Here is an 18,089-nt window from a genome sequence, read left to right on the forward strand (position 1 = left end):
TTGATCCAGGATGACATCAGAACCAAACCACCCTCCGTCGGTCAATGTGACCAGCACCACATCGACCCCCCGCGGGCTGATATATAGTTCACCTCTCGGACCCCCTCACAACGAGTGCCCCATGCTTAACAAAGGACTGTTCCTTGCTTGCGCGCTGGCCCTGCTGAGCGCCTGCGATTCCTCCGATAAACCGGCGGCCCCGACCGCTCCCGCAGCGGCGACAGTGGCGCCCAAACCGGCCAAGGCCGCGGTGGATGTGGCGGCGCTGAAGCAACGTTACGCCGGACGTGAGTTGAGTGTGGTGGACGTGTCCGAAGTACAACTCGACGGTGCCAGCACGCTTTCCGTGAGTTTTTCCATTCCGTTGGACCCCGATCAGAAATTTGCTGACAAGCTTCACCTGGTGGACAGCAAGTCCGGCAAGGTCGATGGTGCCTGGGAGATCTCCGACAACCTGATGGAGTTGCGCCTGCGCCACCTCGAACCGCAGCGCAAACTGGTGCTGACCGTCGACGCTGGTGTGAAGGCCGTCAACGACAACAAGCTTGCCGCCGAGTACACCGCCCGCCTGGAAACCCGCGACCTGCAAGCCACTGTCGGCTTCGCCAGCCGTGGCACCTTGCTGCCAACCCGCCTGGCTGAAGGGCTGCCGGTGATCGCGCTGAACGTCGACAAGATCGACGTCGAATTCTTCCGCATCAAACCCGAATCCCTGCCCACATTCCTCGCGCAGTGGGGCCGCAACACCAGCCTGCAAAGTTATGAATCCCGCGAACTGCTGCCCCTGGCCGACCTGGTCTACGGCGGACGTTTCGACTTGAACCCGGCGCGCAACACCCGCGAGACCCTGCTGCTGCCGATCGCCGGCCTCAAGCCATTGCAGCAACCGGGCGTTTACCTCGCGGTGATGCGTGCCTCGGGCACCTACAACTATTCGCAGCCGGCCACGCTGTTTACCCTGAGTGATATCGGCCTGTCGGTGCACCGCTACGCCAACCGCCTGGATGTGTTTACCCAGGCGCTGGAAGGTGGCAAGGCGCTGGATGGCGTCGACCTTGAAGTGCTCGACGCCGAAGGTCGCGTGCTGGGCCAGGGCAAGACCGAGAAGGGCGGCCACGCCGAATTGCCATTGCCGAAAAAGGCCCAGGTGCTGCTGGCCAAGCAGGGGGAACAGACCAGTATGTTGCGCCTCGACAGCGCGGCACTGGACTTGGCCGAGTTCGACATTGGCGGCCAACCCTCCCACCCTTTGCAGTTCTTTGTGTTCGGTCCGCGTGACCTGTATCGCCCTGGCGAAACCGTGCTGCTCAACGCCTTGCTGCGCGACAAGGACGGCAACGCGGTCAAACCGCAGCCGGTGAGCGTCGAAGTGCGTCGCCCGGATGAGCAGGTCAGCCGTAAATTCGTCTGGGACGCCGACGCCTCCGGCCTCTATCAATATCAACTGCAACTGGCCGGCGAAGCGCCGACCGGGCGTTGGCAGTTGGTGTTCGACCTGGGCGATGGCAAGCCACAGCTCTATGAGTTCCTCGTCGAAGACTTCCTGCCCGAGCGCCTGGCGCTGGAACTCAAGGGTAGCGACACCGCGTTGAGCCCGGCGAATGACGCGGTGATCCAGGTCAACGGGCGTTACCTGTATGGCGCGCCCGCCTCGGGCAATCGCGTCAGCGGCCAAGTCTATGTGCGACCGTTGCGCGAAGCGGTCAAGTCGCTGCCGGGCTATCAGTTCGGCTCCGTGACCGAAGAAGAGCTGAGCCAGGATTTCGAACTGGAAGAAAGCGTGCTCGACGCCAAGGGCCAGGAAACGCTGACCCTGGAAAGCAAGTGGGCCGAGGCCAAGTCGCCGTTGCAACTGATCGTGCAAGCCAGCCTGCAGGAGTCCGGCGGGCGACCGATCACGCGGCGTCTGGTGCAGCCGATCTGGCCCGCCGAGCAGCTTCCGGGCCTGCGCGGGTTGTTTGACGGCCAGGAAACCAATGGCGATGGCCCGGCGGAATTCGAAGTACTGCTGGCCAACCAGGACGGGCAGAAACTCGCCGCGCAAAACCTCAAGGTGCGCCTGGTGCGCGAGCGCCGTGACTACTACTGGAACTACTCCGAGAACGATGGCTGGAGCTATCACTTCAACGAGAAATTCCTCAACCTCGACGAACAGACCCTGAACATCAAGGCCGGCGACACCGCCAAGGTCAGTTTCCAGGTGGAGTGGGGCCCGTACCGCGTCGAAGTGGAAGATCCGCAGACCGGGCTGGTCAGCAGCCTGCGCTTCTGGGCGGGTTACCAGGCTCAGGACAACACCGAAGGCGGCGCCGTGCGCCCTGATCAGGTCAAGCTCGCTCTGGATAAACCAGCCTACGGCGATGGCGATACGGCCAACGTGACCGTCACACCGCCGGCGGCCGGTAAGGGCTACCTGCTGGTGGAGTCTGCGGAAGGCCCGCTGTGGTGGCAGGAAATCGATGTGCCGGCCGAGGGCAAGAGCTTCGCTGTGAAACTCGATCCGAAATGGTCGCGGCATGATTTGTATGTCAGCGCCCTGGTGATTCGTCCAGGCGAGCGCAAGGCCAACATCACCCCCAAACGCGCCGTGGGCCTGCTGCACCTGCCGCTGGATCGCACCCAGCGCAAACTGGGCGTGACCCTCACTGCGCCGGAAAAAATGCGCCCCAAACAACCGCTGACGGTGAAGATCGCGGCTAAAAATGCCGACGGCAGCGTGCCGAAACAGGTGCACGTGCTGGTGGCGGCAGTGGACGTGGGCATCCTCAACATTACCGAATACCCGACGCCGGATCCGTATTCCAGCCTGTTCGGCCGCAAGGCCTACGGCGTGGACCAGTTCGACATCTACGGCCAGTTGATCGAAGCCGGCCAGGGCCGTCTGGCCAGCCTGGCATTTGGTGGTGACGCGGCGCTGGCCAAGGGCGGCAAGCGCCCGGACACCAGTGTGACCATCGTCGCCCTGCAAAGCGCGCCGGTAACCTTGAATGAGCAAGGCGAGGGTGAAGTCAGCGTCAACATCCCCGACTTCAACGGTGAACTGCGCCTGATGGCCCAGGCCTGGAGCGACGATCGCTACGGCATGGCCGAAGCCAAGACGGTGATTGCCGCACCGCTGATTGCCGAGCTGTCGGCGCCGCGCTTCATGGCGGGGGGCGACCAGACCACGTTGGCATTGGACCTGTCCAACCTGTCAGGCAAACCGCAGAAACTCGATGTACAGCTGAGCGCCGATGGGCAGTTGGAGTTGGTCAACAGCGGCGTGCAAAGCGTCGAACTCAAACAAGGCCAGCGCACCACCCTGCGGATCCCGGTGAAAGCCTGGGGCGGGTTGGGACAGGGCAAGGTCAAGGTGACAGTGAATGGCCTGGATCTGCCGGGAGAGAACCTGCCGCCGTTCACGCGCGAATGGACCCTGGGTGTGCGTCCGGCCTATCCGGCGCTGCTCAAGCACTATCGTGCGGTGCTGAAGGATCAACCGTGGAGCTTGCCGGCGGGGACGCTGGATCAGTTCGACGCCTCGGGGCGACAGGCGCTGCTGAGCCTGTCGAGCCGGCCGCCGCTGAACCTCGGTGCGCAAATCAGTGCACTCAAGGCCTACCCTTACGGTTGCCTGGAGCAGACTGCGAGCGGTCTATATCCGTCGCTGTATGCCGACGATGCGTTGCTCAAGCGCCTGTCGATCAAGGGCGAGTCGGACAGTGAACGTAAACGCAAGATCGAGCTGGGTATCGAGCGCCTGCTGGGCATGCAGCGCTACAACGGCAGCTTCGGGTTGTGGGGCGCGGACGGTGAAGAAGAATACTGGCTGACGGCTTACGTCACCGACTTCCTGCTGCGCGCTCGCGACCAGGGTTTTGCGGTGCCGCCTGAAGCGTTGAAAAAGGCCAGTGAGCGCCTGCTGCGCTACGTACAGGAGCGTAACCTGATTGACGTCGACTACAGCGACAACGCCGACCACACCCGCTTTGCCGTGCAGGCCTACGCCGGTATGGTCTTGGCGCGTAGTCAGCAGGCGCCGTTGGGCGCATTGCGCAGCATTTTCGAACGTCGCAGCGATGCGCGCTCTGGCCTGCCGCTGGTGCAGTTGGCCATCGCGTTGCAGAAGATGGGCGACCAGCCGCGTGCGGACCAAGCCTTGCTCGCCGGCCTGGCGGCACAGCGCAATGCCAATGAATGGCTGGCCGATTACGGTAGCCCGTTGCGCGACCAGGCGATGATCCTGGCGTTGCTGGAAGAGAACGACTTGGCCAAGGGCAAGCGTGAGGAGCGTTTGTTTACGCTGTCGGATCAATTGGCGGCCAGCCCGTACCTGTCGACCCAGGAGCGCAATTCGCTGTTCCTGGCCGGGCGTCTCGGGTTTGCCAAGCCGGACTCGAACTGGCAGGTGTCATTGACGGGCAGTGGTGGTGCGCAGGAACTGAGCAATCAACAGCCGACGCTGGAGTTGGAAGGCAAGCTGCTGTCCAGTGATTTGACCTTGAGCAATCAGGGCGAGACGCCGGTGTATCAGCAACTGACCATTTCGGGTTATCCACAAGTACCGCCTGCACCGGGCGGCGACAACCTGAGCATTCGCCGCGAATACCTGGGCATGAACGGCCAGCCGTTGAACCTGCGCAGCCTCAACAGCGGCGATCTGGTGTTGGTGCATTTGGCGGTCAGTGCCAAGCAGCGGGTGCCGGACGCGTTGGTGGTGGACCTGTTGCCGGCCGGCCTGGAGCTGGAGAACCAGAACCTGGCCCAAAGCGCCGCCAGCCTGGAAAACGCCAGCAGTCAGGTGAAGGAGTGGCGTGAGTCGATGCAGAACGCATCGCTCAAGCATCAGGAGTTCCGCGATGACCGCTACGTAGCGGCGATCAACCTGGAAGGCTCCGGCACGACGCACTTGCTGTACCTGGCGCGTGCCGTGACGCCGGGCACCTACCGCGTGCCACCGCCGCAAGTGGAGTCGATGTACCGGCCGAACTGGCAGGCGGTGGGTGAGACGCCGGCGGACCTGGTGATCAAGGGGCGCTGATATTTCAATGTGAGATGGAGTCTAAATGTGGGAGCGGCGGTGCGACGATTCGACTTGCTCGCACCGCCGCTCCCACAGTAGTTTGGGGATACTCTGGGGTTAGTGGACGACCCAGCTCAGGAGCCACAGGCCGAGCAGTAGCCAGATGATGCCCATGATGATCGACGCCCGCATGAAGGCGCGCACTGCCGAGTACAGCAGCATCAGGCCGATGATCAGGGTGATGATGCTGATGATCGAGGTGTCCATGCCCAACGTGCGAGACAGGCCATCGATGAAGTTGCCACCCGCATTGGTCAGCGCACCGAACAGGCCGCTGAGCCCGTCGACGATAAAACGGATGATGGAACCGAGCGCCTGGCCCAACCATTCGAAAAAGCTTTCTACCTGCATATGTGTGTCCTGATGAGAAGGTGGGCGTGTCTGTGCCTTTGGTTGTTATTGCAACAGGCTAGTTCCCTATCAGCATAGAGGTTTGCCCGTTTGAGTTTGCGATTAAGTTGTGTCATTTGCGGGTGTACGCGTACCAATGTGGGAGCGGGCTTGCTCGCGAATGCGGTGTATCAGTGACGAATGCTCTCACTGACCCACCGCATTCGCGAGCAAGCCCGCTCCCACATTTACTGCGCTGGGCTTTGGGGGCAGTGGTGTTGGTGGTGGTGGTGTTGTGGGGGGCGGATCGGGTTTGGCCGTTGCCGTTGCCTCAGGATGACCTGGCGCGAGTGGTGCTGGCCGAGGATGGCACGCCGTTGTGGCGTTTTGCCGATGCCAATGGCGTGTGGCGCTACCCGGTACAGACCCACGAAGTGTCACCGTATTACCTGGACGCATTGCTCACCTATGAAGACCGTTGGTTCTACCAGCACCCTGGCGTGAACCCGCTGGCGCTGGCGCGGGCGACCTGGCAGAACCTCACCGGCGCGCGCGTGGTGTCGGGGGGCAGCACCTTGTCGATGCAGGTGGCGCGGTTATTGGATCCGCATTCGCGCACCTTCCATGGCAAGTTGCGTCAGCTGTGGCGCACGGCGCAGTTGGAATGGCACCTGTCCAAGGCAGAAATCCTTAACCTCTACCTGAACCGCGCGCCGTTTGGCGGCACGTTGCAGGGCGTGGCGGCGGCCAGTTGGGCATACCTGGGCAAATCCCCTTCGCAACTGACTCACGCCGAAGCGGCCTTGCTGGCCGTACTGCCCCAGGCGCCCAGTCGCTTACGCCCGGATCGCCATCCCCAGCGCGCCCAGGAAGCCCGCGACAAGGTGCTGCGGCGCCTCGCGGAGTTCCAGGTGTGGCCACAGTCGGCCGTCGATGAAGCCCTGGAAGAACCGTTGCTGCTCGCCCCACGCCTGGAACCGAGCCTGGCGCCGTTGCTCGCGCGCCGCCTGAATCGCCCCGACAGCCCGCCGCTGATCCGCACCACCCTGGATGCCACGTTGCAACGCCGTCTTGAAGACTTGCTGCTGGGTTGGCGCGCGCGTCTGCCGGAACATACTTCCGCCGCCATCCTGGTGGTGGAAGAGGAAAGCATGGCCGTGCGCGCCTACCTGGGGTCGGTGGACATCAACGATGCCAAGCGCTTCGGCCATGTAGACATGATCAGCGCCTTGCGTTCGCCGGGATCCACCCTGAAGCCGTTCCTCTACGGCATGGCCCTGGATGATGGGTTGATCCACTCCGAATCCTTGTTGCAGGACGTGCCCCGGCGTTATGGCGATTACCGGCCGGGCAACTTCTCCATGGGCTTTACCGGCGCGGTACCGGCGAGTACGGCGCTGTCCAGTTCGCTCAACCTGCCGGCGGTGCAGTTGCTGGAAGCCTATGGGCCCAAGCGCTTTGCCGCCGAAATGCGCATCGGCGGCGTGCCTCTGGCGCTGCCGGCGTTGGCCGAACCGAACCTGGCGCTGATTCTGGGCGGTGCAGGCAGTCGTCTCGAAGACCTGGTGAGTGGCTACAGCGCCTTCGCCCGGGACGGCAAGAGCGCGACCCTCCGATTACAGCCGGACGATACGCTGAGGGAACGGCCCTTACTGTCGCCAGGGTCCGCCTGGATCGTGCGGCGCATCCTCAGCGGCCAGGCGCGGCCCGACCGCGACCCGCGTGCCGAGCTGGTGCAGCGCCCTGTACTGGCCTGGAAAACCGGCACCAGCTATGGTTTTCGCGATGCCTGGGCAATCGGCGTGGGCCCGCGCTATTTGATCGGTGTGTGGATCGGCCGCCCTGACGGCACGCCAGTGCCGGGCCAGTTCGGCCTGGCCTCGGCAGCGCCGTTGATGTTGCAAGTGCACGATGTGCTGACCAACCGCGACAGTCAGCGCGGCATCAGCGCCCCCGTCAAGCCGGTGCCGGCCAATGTCGGCGTGGCGGCGATCTGTTGGCCGCTGGGCCAGCCCATGAGCCGCAGCGATCCCAATTGCCGCCGCCAGCGTTTTGCCTGGACCCTGGATAACACCACGCCGCCGACGTTGCAGGCACTGGACCAGCCGTTGAGCGTGGGGTTGATGGAAAGCGTTTGGGTCAATGCCAAGGGCTTGCGGGTCGACGCCCAGTGCCCTGGCGCCGAGCTGAAAAACATCGCCCTGTGGCCCGCGCCCCTGGAACCCTGGCTGCCACGGGTCGAGCGCCGCGAAGCACGCATCCCGGCCGCCGACCCCGATTGCCCACCACCGGCGTTGGCCGCGTCGTCACCGCTGTCGATTGTCGGCGTGCGCGAAGGCGACCAACTGCGCCTGCCCGCCGCCAGCCAACAGGCCCTGCGCCTGAAAATCTCCGCCTTGGGCGGGAGCGGGCGGCGCTGGTGGTTCCTCAACGGCGCGCCACTGGGCGACAGCGCCAACCAGGACTTTATCAACGCCAGCTTCGAACACCTGGGCCGCTACCAACTCAGCGTCCTCGACGAAGCCGGCCAGACCGCCCGCCTAGAATTCAGCGTCATCGACTAGAGCCTTATCGCAGGCAAGCCTACCTTTTGATTTGCAAACCCATTCCAATGTGGGAGCGGGCTTGCCTGCGAAGGCGTCCTCAAGCACACCAGAGATTCACTTGCCTTAACCGCCAATCCCCCCGAAGCTACCCACCTTCAGGAGCCCCCGCATGAACCTCGAACACTTCACCGAACGCCTGCACCGCATTCGCGATACAAATAATTGGAAACAATTCCACAGCCCGAAAAACCTGGCCATGGCCGCCAGCGTGGAAATGGCCGAACTGGTGGAAATCTTCCAATGGCTGACCGAAGACCAGTCGCGTCAATTGCCGGCCGACAAACTCGCCCATGCCGGGCAGGAAGTCGGCGATATCGTGCTGTACCTGCTGTTGCTGTGCAGCGAGCTGGGCCTGGACATGAACGAAGTGGTGCGCGCCAAGTTGGCCGACAGCGAACGGCGGTTTGCCCATGAGTGATCGTCATTTCGACCAACTCGCCACGCGTTTCGCCGAGAAAATCTACGGCGGTGCCAAAGGCGCGATTCGCCTCGCGGTGCTCCAGGCCGACCTGACCGAAGCGCTGCCCAAACGCCCCTTGCGCGTGCTGGATATCGGCGCAGGCCTGGGCCATATGTCGCTGTGGCTAGCCGAACAAGGCCATGAGGTCACGCTGGCCGAGCCTGCCGAGCCGATGCTCGAAGGCGCCCGCCAACGCTTCGCCGACGCAGGGCAGACCGCCACCTTTATTCATGCGCCCTGGCAAGACCTGCTTGGCCAACTCACCGAGCCCTATGACTTGGTGCTGTGCCACGCGGTGCTGGAATGGCTGGCCGAACCCCATGCGATCCTGCCGGTGCTGCACCAGCTCACGGTGCCGGGCGGCTGGCTGTCGCTGGCGTTCTACAACCGCGATGCGCTGATTTACCGCAACCTGCTCAAAGGCCACTTCCGCAAAATGCGTAAGAACGACATGGCCGGCGAAAAACAGAGCCTTACGCCGCAACAACCTCTCGATCCACGTGAGCTGGCGGCGCAACTCGAAGGCCTTTGGCAGGTCGAAAGCCAAAGTGGCGTGCGGGTGTTCCACGACTATATGCCAGTGGAGTTCCAGGCCCGCGCCGATTTGCAGGACCTTTTGGAGATGGAACTCGCTCACCGTCGTCACCCAAGCTTTGCCGGACTTGGGCGTTATTTACACTGGATCTGCCGTCCGGTTTAAGCGGCCCAGTCTGCGGAGGTCGAAATGCGTCGTCTCTGTTTGATCCTGTTGTGTCTTGGTCTGGGCGCGTGTTCCAGCCCAAACCCCTATGTTGCCGCTTCGGCGCCGATTCCTCCAGCGCCGCCCCAGGCTGCCACCACCTTTGATGCCAGCGCCTACCCGGCGCCCGTGCGCGACTATGGCGCCTACCGTAATTGGGCCTGGCGCAACGGCCAGCTGCCGGCGGGCACGGCCTGGGCCGACTCGGCGCAGATTGCCGAAGCGGTCAGCGGTGCCCTTGACCAACGGGGGCTGCGCCCGTTGCACGATAATCGTCCGGCAGACCTCTTTGTCAGTGCCGATGTGCGCCTGGAGAAGCGCCTCAAGCAGGTCCAGGATGACTACGGCTACGGTTACGGCGGTTACAACCGCTATGGAAATGGGTACGGCATGTACAACTCGGTGCCGATCGTGCGCACCTATGAAGTGCAGGTCGTGGTGGTTCGCGTCAATCTGTTCGATGCCCGCACCGGCCAGCCGGTGTGGAGTGCCAGCGCGGAAACCGGCAGCCAGGGAAGTCTCAGTGAGCGGGGAGATGCTTTGCGCCAGGCGGTGCAAAAGGCAATGACAGCGTATCCTCCCAGTTAACGGCTACTCCCATCTTCAGTGCGGCTCGCTCTTTGGAGAACAATCATGTTTCGTCGTATCGCTACGCTTGCAGTTGCAGTGCTGCTGGGCGGTTGCCAGACCAGCCAGGTCAACCACGATTTTGACCCCAGCCGGGATTTCGGCGCCTACCGCAGCTGGGCCTGGAAAGACCCGGCCCTGCAATACCGCCCGGATGACCCACGCATCAAGAGCGACCTCACCGAACAGCGCATCCGCCAGGCGGTGGGCGAACAACTCGACCAGCGCGGCCTGCGCCCAGCGGCGCCGGGTAGCAAGGCTGACGTGAACGTGCAGGCCTACCTGATCGTCGAAGACCGCCAGCAACAAGTCACCACCAATTACGGCGGCGCCTGGGGCGGCCCATGGAATGGCTATTGGGGCGCGCCGATGTACAACGAAACGCGCAACATCAGCTACAAAGTCGCCACCCTCCAGATCGACCTGCTCGACGGCAAGGATGGCAAGTTGGTGTGGCGCGGCAGCGACGAACAGATAATGGCCGCCTCGCCCAATCCCCAGGATCGTGACAAGGCCATTCGCAGCACCGTCACTCGCGTCCTCTCCAGCTACCCACCCCGCTAAAACCCGGCACAGATTCTATGTGGGAGTGAGCAAGCCCGCTCCCACATTGGAACGAGGTCAGCCAATAAATCTCTGTCAGTCATTCATCTGGCGACTGGCCAGCCCTTGTCTACACTCAACACCAACTAAGGAGAGTAAGCGCTAAGGAGTGCCTGATGTCTCCCCGACTTGGTTCCAGTCAGCGTGGTGCGATTGGCCTGATGGCAGCGGGCACCCTGGCGGTGGCCTTGGTGTTTATGTTGCTGGCGGTGGACAGCGGTCGCCTCTACCTGGAAAAGCGCAAGTTGCAATCTATCGCCGACACTTCGGCCCTCGAAGCCGCCAGCCGTGGCGGCCTGTGCACGCCCACCACCACCGCGAATGACTATGCCAAGGAAAACGCCGCCCGCAACGGCTTCACCGTGGTCGCCGGCGACAGCAGCCGTGGGCTGGCCGTGACCTGCGGCACATTGGCCAGCAATGCCAGCAATATCCGTGTGTTTACCGCAGACGCCACCAAAAACGACGCCGTGCGCGTGGTCGCGACCCGCACCGTGATGGCGAGTATCGCCAGTGGAATCTGGAGCCTGTTTGGCGGCGCGCCTGTGGCGGCGCAAACCGTCCTGACTGCAACGGCGGTGGCGGCTTCTGCACCGCCTGTGGCGCAGCTGACGATCCGCACCGCTCTGGCATCGGTGAACTCGGGTAACTCTCCACTCTTGAACATGGTCATCGGCAATCTGTTGGGCGGTAGCCTGTCGCTGACGGCCGCGGGCTGGAACGGGCTGTTGACGACGAACGTGAACCTGCTCAGCTATCTGGATCAGTTGGCGATTGAATTGAACGTAAAGGCGGGTGACTACGATGCGCTGCTGAGCACCGCCGTATCCGCCAGCCAGTTGCTCGACGCCGCCGTGAAGGTCCTGCAAAAAAACGGCGCGGTCGCCACGGCGGTCATCAACGATTTGATTACAGTGAAGGCCATCGCGCCGAATACCCAGCTTCTGAAGGTTGGAGACTTGCTGAAAGTCGCTACCGGAACGCCGGCGGCGGCCTTGAACACCAGTGTGCAGTTGTTTCAGTTGCTGGAGACCGTGGCGCAACTCTCCAGTAGCAAAAGTGCGGTCAGTGCCGCAGCCCAGGTGAATATTCCGCTGGTAGGCACCGTCTCGATCCAGACCAAAGTCATCGAGCCACCGCAACTGTCGGCGATTGGCAATCCGGCAAAGGCCAAGGCGGGGCTTTTGAATAATCCGCCGACGGATCAGATTGTTGTGCGAACTGCCCAGGTACGCACGTTGGTCAAGATTGACGCGCCGATCATCAAGGCAGTGTCTGGGGTTACATCGATTCTGACCGGGCTGGCGACGCCGGTATCCAAGGTGGTCGGTGGTTTGTTGAACTTGAATCTTCTCGATGTGGTGGCCGGTGTCGTGTGCTTAGTGGGCTGTAATGTCGCTGACGTGGATATCAACCAGACCTTATCCATCTATATCGAGGCGGCCAGTGCAGAGAGCCACGTGACAGACTTCAATTGCGCCACGCCGGCCACTAAGTCGTTGACGGTGCGAGCCACCACTTCACTCGCCACCTTGGGCGTTGGTTACGTTGAGCCGGTGTCGGCCTTTTCATCGTCTGCGGCGGTCAATGTGCAGCCGGTGCGGCTGATTGATTTTGGCCAGCGCTTTTGCCTGCTGACATTGGTGTGCGGTCCGCGTACTGCCGGCGTCGGTGGCGGCTTGAATCTGAGAGCGTTGTCCACCGTAGGCGCGCAAACCAATACGTTGGTGTTTTCTCCGGTAAATGACATCAACGCGGCAACGATCTACAAAAGCCCACCCGGCACTGCCGATATCCTGTTCAGCCTGGGAAATACCCTGAACGGTCTGCAGGTCACCTACGTACCGCCAAGCGGCAGCACACCCAACCCGGCGAACGGCACCGTTACCAATGCGCTGGCGACCATCATCAGCTCGGTGGTCGGCCTTGTCCAAAACGTCCTGGCGCCGATACTCGACCCCATCGTCAACACACTGCTCTCGGCGTTGGGCATCAGCCTCGGCAACGCCGAAGTCGGCGCCAACCTCAGTTGTCACATGGGCCGCGCCTACCTGGTGATCTAGCTGATCGGCAACTCCACACAAAACCTCGCGCCTTGCTCTGCATTGGCGACGCTCAAGCGTCCGCCCATGTTTTCCACAATCCCGTAGCTCACCGACAACCCCAGCCCCGTGCCCACGCCAATCGGCTTGGTGGTGAAGAACGGTTCGAAAATCCGCTCCAGTAACCGTGGGTCTATGCCGTCACCGTTGTCCTCCACCCAGATCCGCACATGCCGGCTGTCATGCTCGCAGTGCACCGCGATCCAGGGGCGGAACTCAGGGTCTTTTTGCCGCTTGCTCAACAGCGCATCACGGGCATTGACCATCAGGTTGATCAGCACTTGCTCCAACTGGTCGACGTGACCTTTGACCTGCACCGTAAAATCCGCCGGCGTGATGCGCACGTCCACACCTTTGCCGCGCAAGCCGTCACCGAGCAGCGACAGGGTGCCTTCCACCGCCTGCGACGGGTCGAAGGGCTGTTGTTCGATTTCCGAGCGGCGGCCGAACACGCGCATATGGTCGACCACGCGCGCTGCGCGCTGCACCTGGGTGTCGATGCGTTGGAGTTTTTCGGTGAGGTAGTCGATTTGCGCATCGCCGTTGCTCAGGCGTTTGAGCACATTGACGATAGCCATGCGCATCACATTCAAGGGCTGGTTGATCTCATGGGCGAGGCCCGTGGCCATTTCGCCGAGGGTGGCCATCTTGGCGCTTTGGGTCAGTTGCTGTTGGGAGCGGCGCACTTCGGTGTTGTCGCGGCCCACGGCTTGTACTTCCACCAGCGCGCCCTGCTCGTCGAACACGCCCCGGTCCGACCACACCCACCAGGCATGTTCGCGCCCGGGCAGTTCCAGGCTGATTTCGGCGGTGCTGACCGGGAATTCAGGACTCAACTGGCCGATGCGGTGCGCAAAGGCCTGGCGCTGTTCGTCCGACAGCCAATCCCCCAGGTTCAGTCCTGGCAGTTGCTCGGGTGGGCATTCCAGGTAGTTGGCCAGCGGTGTGTTGCCGAACGTCAGGGTCAGGTCCGGGCGGTAGCGGCAGATCATCGCCGGGGAGTCCTCGACCAGGATGCGGTAGCGCTCTTCGCTTTGTTTGATGTGCTCGGCGGCCAAGGTTGCGTCGGTGACATCCAGCCAGAGCCCGACGGCTTCCAGCGGCAGTCCAAGGTCATCACGCAGCAACTTGGCTTCATCCAGCAGCCAGTGGTAATGGCCCTGTTTGTCGCGCAGGCGGTAGCGACTGCGCACGCTACCCTCGCGCAATAGCTGGCGACTGCGCTCGAAGTACAGCTCACGGTCCTGCGGGTGGATCAGCGATGCCAGGCTGTCGTGGTTGCAGTCGGCCAAGGTCCAGCCCAGCAGTGGCAACAGACTGTCGCTGAAAAACGCCGGGTGCAGGGCGCCGCTGACGTAGCGCTGCACATAGATCACCGCGGGGGAACTGGCGATGAGGTTATCGAGGCGCGCATGGGCGGCGGCGGCTTGCAGTTGCTGGTTCTTGATGTCGCTGATGTCGAGCATGAAGCCGATCCAGCGGCGGTTATCACCGACCCCCAGCACTTGGCCTTGCACGCGATACCAGAGGGGCTTTTGTTCGGCGTCGCTGCGTTGCAGGCGTACGCTGGTCAGCAGCGGTTTACCCAGGGCTTGCAGGTCGTGCAGGCGGCTGGTGAGTGCCTGGCGATCGGCGGGGTGGATCAGCGCCAGCCACTGACTCAACGCCTGGCGGGTCGGGCTGTCTTCCAGGCTGAGGCTGTGCAGCAATTGCGGGGCGAGCTGGATCTCCTGAGTGGCTGGCAGCAGTTCCCACCAGCCGGTGCCGAGTAAACCTTGCAGGGCTTCCGTGCGTTCGAGCTGTTGGTGGTAGCGTTGTTCACGCAAGCGGCTCAGCAGGGGGGCGGCGAGGGCGGCCGTGAGGTTCAGCCAGTCCCGCTCGCTGGTGTGTTGTTGGCCACTGTAGAAGCCGCAGAGCAACCAGGCGGCGACACCCTGGCTGTCACGGTAGGGCACCAGGAACCCATCAGAGTTGCCGAAAATGCTGTGCAGTCGCGGGTTGTCGTCGCGTCCTTGGGCCAGGCTCAGTGGCGTGTTGCCGCTGGCACTGTCCAGGCTGGTGCCCAGGTGCTGGCCGGCCTGCCACAGGGCCGGGGCGTCGTGGGCCGCATACTGGTTGTAGACCCGCCAACCCTGGTCATCTGCATCGAGCAAGGCCAGGGCCACACAGGGGATTCGCCAGCGCTGGGCGAGGCTGCGCAGGTGCTCGTTGAGCACCTCGGGCAGGCGGGTCAGGCTGCACACCCGCAATTGCTCGCTCATCTGGCAGGCCAGTTGATGGTTCTGCTCGCGGTGCTGGGCCAGTTGCCTGCCGGCCAGCAAGTCGCCAACGTCCTGCAGGCGCAGGTACCAGCCGTCCTCCTCGGGTTCGATCCAGCCACGTGTGTGCAGCACTTGGCCGGTAGCGCCCTGGAAGTCCAGGTCCAGGCTTTGGTGTTGCCAATCAGCCGGGCTGCCTTCAATGCTCAGGGCGCTGCTGGCGCACAGCAGTTCACGCAGCAGCGGGCGCGGGTCGCCCACCCTGTAGGGCGTCAGTTGCGGGCTCAGCGTGCCGCCAACGCTCAACACGTGTCCTTGAGGATCCAGGCGCAGGTGCAGCCCGGGGATGGGCACGCCGGGCGTATCGAGGTGCGGGGCGCTGGTGCGGCCGAGCAGTCGCCCGAAGAGCTTGTCTCCAGAGGTCAAAACTTGAGACTCGAACGGGCGGTCAAGTTGGCCGGCAGATTTGGGACGGGGCCTATGCCCGGTACCACCAGTGCCGGGAATACAGAGTAAAGGTTGGTGGTGGGGTAGGTGATCTCCACGGTCAGCGTGGTGCCGTCGTAGGTGGTGCTAATGAAGCTGGAGGAGAACTGAAAGCTGGACGGGATCCAGTTCAATTGGTTGATCACCGTGGTTTTGGCGCGGTCTTTCACCTGGGTGGAGTAAGCGGTGCCGGCGGCCACCGGGTCCACGGACAAGGCCTGGCGCACTCCCTCCGCCGCAGCCTGGTTGAACGACTGCATCAACAGCAGCGGCAGGCTGTAGCTGATCAACCCATAGAACACCGCAAAAAAGATCCCGAAGACCAGGGCGAACTCAATCGCCGCCGCACCTTTTTGCTTTCTAGGCAGGCCTGTTTTCATGACTGCGTCTACCCTGACGGCTACTACTTGATATCAGCATAGAATCAATCAGCGAAAAGGGATGTTTTTTACGTGATCCATGGCGTGGTGATACTGGTCTGGCTGGGGCTCTGTGCATTGCAGGATATGCGTCAACGGCAAATCGCCAATGGCTTGACCCTGGGGGTGGCGCTGCTGGCGTTGGCTTACTTGGTGTGGAACGGCGCTACCTGGCTGGGAGCGCCCGCCAGTGAGGGGGGCTGGGCCTTTGCCGTGGCGCTGCTGCTGACCTTGCCCGGCTATGCGCTGGGCCGTTTTGGCGCCGGGGACGTGAAGCTGCTGGCCGCCCTGGCCCTGGCCAGTACGTGGGATGCGTTGTTGTGGTCTTTGATTGGTGCTGCGGTGTTCCAAGGTGGCTGGGTGCTTATCCGTCAACGGCTTAGGGCGCGTCAGCACAATGGGCTTACTGCAGCGTCAACCAAGCAGCCTTTTGCCCCCTTTGTACTGACCGGGTTTGCGCTGTATTGGCTTTGGATTCATTAATCGCACAAGGTTTCTATCGCTATGTACATAGTCGGAAAGTAGGTCTACGTTTATTGCATAGATATGTAGGATTCTTCGCCAAAAGGATAGGCCAATCTTTTGGTTTGCCAGGCATGGAGTAGCGCGTGAACAAGCTTACCTCGGCGGTAAAAGTGCTCGTCGTCGACGATCAACCTTTGATTGTGGAAGAGCTCTGTGAATTTCTCGAAAGCAGTGGTTACCGGTGCGTCCCGTGTGGTTCCAGCCGGCAGGCGTTGCAGCGCTTCAGCGAAGACGCCGAAATCGGGCTGGTGTTGTGCGACCTGCATATGCCAGACATGGACGGCATCGAGTTGGTGCAAGCCATGCAAAAAGTGGCCGGTAAGGCTCGGGCGTTTGAGGCGATCATGCTCACCGGACGGGCCGACAAACAGGACGTGATCAAGGCCCTGCGCACGGGGATCTCGGATTACTACCAGAAGCCGATCAATCTCGACGAATTGCTTGAAGGTCTCCAGCGTCAGGAAGCGGCATTGGAAGAGCGGCAGAAAGAGCTGCAACTGGGGCACTTGAACCAGAAGCTGCAATACCTCTCGGAATCCATCAATGACCTGTACCAGGATCTCGACAAGGTGCGCCGCAGCCCTGGTGCGGGGGGGACGGATGATGGTGAGCTGGTCGCCGAAGACGCCGGGTCTGTGGAGATTCCGACTATCTTCAACCAACTCTCACCGCGCCAGTTGGACGTAGCGCGCCTGGTAGGCAAAGGCCAGACCAATTACCAGATCGCTTGCGAACTGGGGATCACCGAAAACACGGTCAAACTATACGTGTCCCAGGTGTTGCGCCTGACCCATATGCATAACCGCACCCAACTGGCGCTGGCCCTTTCACCGAGCAACTCGGCGATGCGTCAGCGGGTGACGGCGCACTAGTTATTACTCCCTCCGCCCGGCGATTTCCCGCCGACATCCTGTTCAAAGAACTCGGGAATCGGGTGCTTGTAACTGTCCAGCCACCGCTGCAAGGACTGCTCCCGTTCCGCGGGTGTGGCCCTTTGCGGCGTCGGCGAAGCCACCGGCCCGTTGATCTGCAGGGCCATCCAGTTTTCCGTTTCCGCCTGCTGCGGGGACGACGGGCCCGGTTCGATGGCCATTGCGGCCAGCGGTAACAGCGCCAGGCCGATCAGGTAATGTGCGTTCATCGATCACTCCTTACTTGAGACTCACAGGCAGGGCATCGCGGACCGCCGCTACTTTGCGCACCGTCGCGCCAGCGCCCTTGAGTTTTTCCGCGCGGGCCTGGGCATCGGTGAACTGCTCGCGGCTCAGCCCCAACTGGCTGACGACCTTGGCCGCTTGCCCCCAGTCGTCTTGGTAGATCAACAGCGTTACCAGGTTGACGGCGGCCAACGGGTCGCCCTGCTTGAGTTCGATGGCCGTCATGAATTCAAAGCGCGCGTCTTCCAAGCGCAATTGGTTGAGGTACACCACGCCCAAGTCATTGCGGATCTTTTCGTCAGTGGGCGCCAGCTGCGCCGCCCGTTGCAGGTGGGTCATGGCCAGGGCGTTGTTGCCCTTGGCGGCCGCCAATTGCCCCAGGCCGTGCTCGCCCTCGGCAGTCATGCAGGTGCCGAGCAGGCTGCGGTACAACGGTTCGGCTTCGCTGCGCCCGAGCAGGCGGTAAGTGCGGGCCTTGCGTTGCCGCACCTGGGGCAAGCCGTCGGGCAGGCTTTGCAGGTTGGCCAGGCTGGCGTGCAACTTGCCTTCGTTGGCCAAATCATCGGACAGGTTGAGCGCCAGTTCCTGCTCCGAACTCGGCTTGGCGCAACTGCCCGGTGAGGTCAACGCTGCCCAGGGTGATTGGCCATTGGTGGCGCAGCCGCTGAGCATCAGCAGGGCCAGGCCGGCAATCAGTACTTTCATCAATGTCTCC

The 18,089-nt window shown here is 62.4% G+C and carries 14 protein-coding genes; 9 read left to right on the top strand and 5 right to left on the bottom strand.

The features are described 5' to 3' along the window. Window positions 1-121 precede the first annotated feature (121 nt). Window positions 122-5,020, top strand: coding sequence for an alpha-2-macroglobulin family protein (locus AC4PS7_RS20395; protein ID WP_492179718.1), 4,899 nt, complete (start codon window positions 122-124; stop codon window positions 5,018-5,020). Window positions 5,021-5,119: 99 nt separating this feature from the next. Here AC4PS7_RS20395 and AC4PS7_RS20400 read toward each other — a convergent pair whose 3' ends face one another. Then, window positions 5,120-5,413 (bottom strand): hypothetical protein, encoded by a 294-nt coding sequence (locus tag AC4PS7_RS20400; protein WP_010213476.1) that lies wholly within the window; start codon window positions 5,411-5,413, stop codon window positions 5,120-5,122. A gap of 230 nt (window positions 5,414-5,643) precedes the next feature. Between AC4PS7_RS20400 and pbpC the strand changes: the two genes are divergently transcribed. The 6 genes from pbpC (at window position 5,644) to AC4PS7_RS20430 (ending at window position 12,490) form a co-directional block, all read left to right on the top strand. Continuing rightward, entirely contained in the window at window positions 5,644-7,956 is a 2,313-nt protein-coding gene (gene pbpC / locus AC4PS7_RS20405) for a peptidoglycan glycosyltransferase PbpC (RefSeq protein ID WP_080938505.1), read from the top strand. 151 nt (window positions 7,957-8,107) lie between these two features. Further along, complete coding sequence (locus AC4PS7_RS20410; RefSeq protein WP_154974319.1) at window positions 8,108-8,416, top strand: MazG-like family protein; 309 nt, start codon at window positions 8,108-8,110, stop codon at window positions 8,414-8,416. After that, window positions 8,409-9,158 (top strand): methyltransferase, encoded by a 750-nt coding sequence (locus AC4PS7_RS20415; RefSeq protein ID WP_010213471.1) that lies wholly within the window; start codon window positions 8,409-8,411, stop codon window positions 9,156-9,158. The genes AC4PS7_RS20410 and AC4PS7_RS20415 overlap by 8 nt, the downstream gene beginning before the upstream one ends. 24 nt (window positions 9,159-9,182) lie before the next feature. Next, window positions 9,183-9,785: a DUF4136 domain-containing protein gene (locus AC4PS7_RS20420; protein WP_010213468.1), complete on the top strand. Its 603-nt coding sequence runs from the start codon at window positions 9,183-9,185 to the stop codon at window positions 9,783-9,785. Window positions 9,786-9,830: 45 nt separating this feature from the next. Beyond that, window positions 9,831-10,388 (top strand): DUF4136 domain-containing protein, encoded by a 558-nt coding sequence (locus tag AC4PS7_RS20425; RefSeq protein WP_010213466.1) that lies wholly within the window; start codon window positions 9,831-9,833, stop codon window positions 10,386-10,388. 155 nt (window positions 10,389-10,543) lie between these two features. Continuing rightward, on the top strand, window positions 10,544-12,490 hold the full coding sequence (locus tag AC4PS7_RS20430; protein ID WP_045791339.1) for a pilus assembly protein TadG-related protein: 1,947 nt from the start codon (window positions 10,544-10,546) through the stop codon (window positions 12,488-12,490). On the opposite strand, the gene AC4PS7_RS20435 is transcribed toward AC4PS7_RS20430, so the two are convergent. Next, window positions 12,487-15,213, bottom strand: coding sequence for a PAS domain-containing sensor histidine kinase (locus AC4PS7_RS20435; protein WP_021493206.1), 2,727 nt, complete (start codon window positions 15,211-15,213; stop codon window positions 12,487-12,489). The two genes, AC4PS7_RS20430 and AC4PS7_RS20435, sit on opposite strands and share 4 nt — an antisense overlap. Beyond that, a complete protein-coding gene (locus tag AC4PS7_RS20440) occupies window positions 15,210-15,653 on the bottom strand; it encodes a TadE/TadG family type IV pilus assembly protein (RefSeq protein ID WP_010213457.1) in 444 nt (147 codons plus the stop codon). The genes AC4PS7_RS20435 and AC4PS7_RS20440 overlap by 4 nt, the downstream gene beginning before the upstream one ends. Before the next feature lie 72 nt (window positions 15,654-15,725). Between AC4PS7_RS20440 and AC4PS7_RS20445 the strand changes: the two genes are divergently transcribed. Further along, window positions 15,726-16,175 carry a prepilin peptidase gene (locus AC4PS7_RS20445; protein ID WP_010213455.1) on the top strand — a complete coding sequence of 150 codons (450 nt, stop codon included), beginning with the start codon at window positions 15,726-15,728 and terminating at the stop codon, window positions 16,173-16,175. Window positions 16,176-16,300: 125 nt separating this feature from the next. Then, window positions 16,301-17,089 (top strand): response regulator transcription factor, encoded by a 789-nt coding sequence (locus AC4PS7_RS20450; RefSeq protein WP_010213453.1) that lies wholly within the window; start codon window positions 16,301-16,303, stop codon window positions 17,087-17,089. On the opposite strand, the gene AC4PS7_RS20455 is transcribed toward AC4PS7_RS20450, so the two are convergent. Beyond that, entirely contained in the window at window positions 17,086-17,358 is a 273-nt protein-coding gene (locus tag AC4PS7_RS20455) for a DUF3613 domain-containing protein (RefSeq protein ID WP_010213452.1), read from the bottom strand. The genes AC4PS7_RS20450 and AC4PS7_RS20455 overlap by 4 nt on opposite strands. Before the next feature lie 10 nt (window positions 17,359-17,368). Further along, window positions 17,369-18,079, bottom strand: a complete 711-nt coding sequence (locus AC4PS7_RS20460) for a tetratricopeptide repeat protein (protein ID WP_010213451.1) — start codon at window positions 18,077-18,079, stop codon at window positions 17,369-17,371. Window positions 18,080-18,089: the final 10 nt, after the last annotated feature.

It is taken from the genome of Pseudomonas sp. DW-iso3, assembly GCF_058725305.1.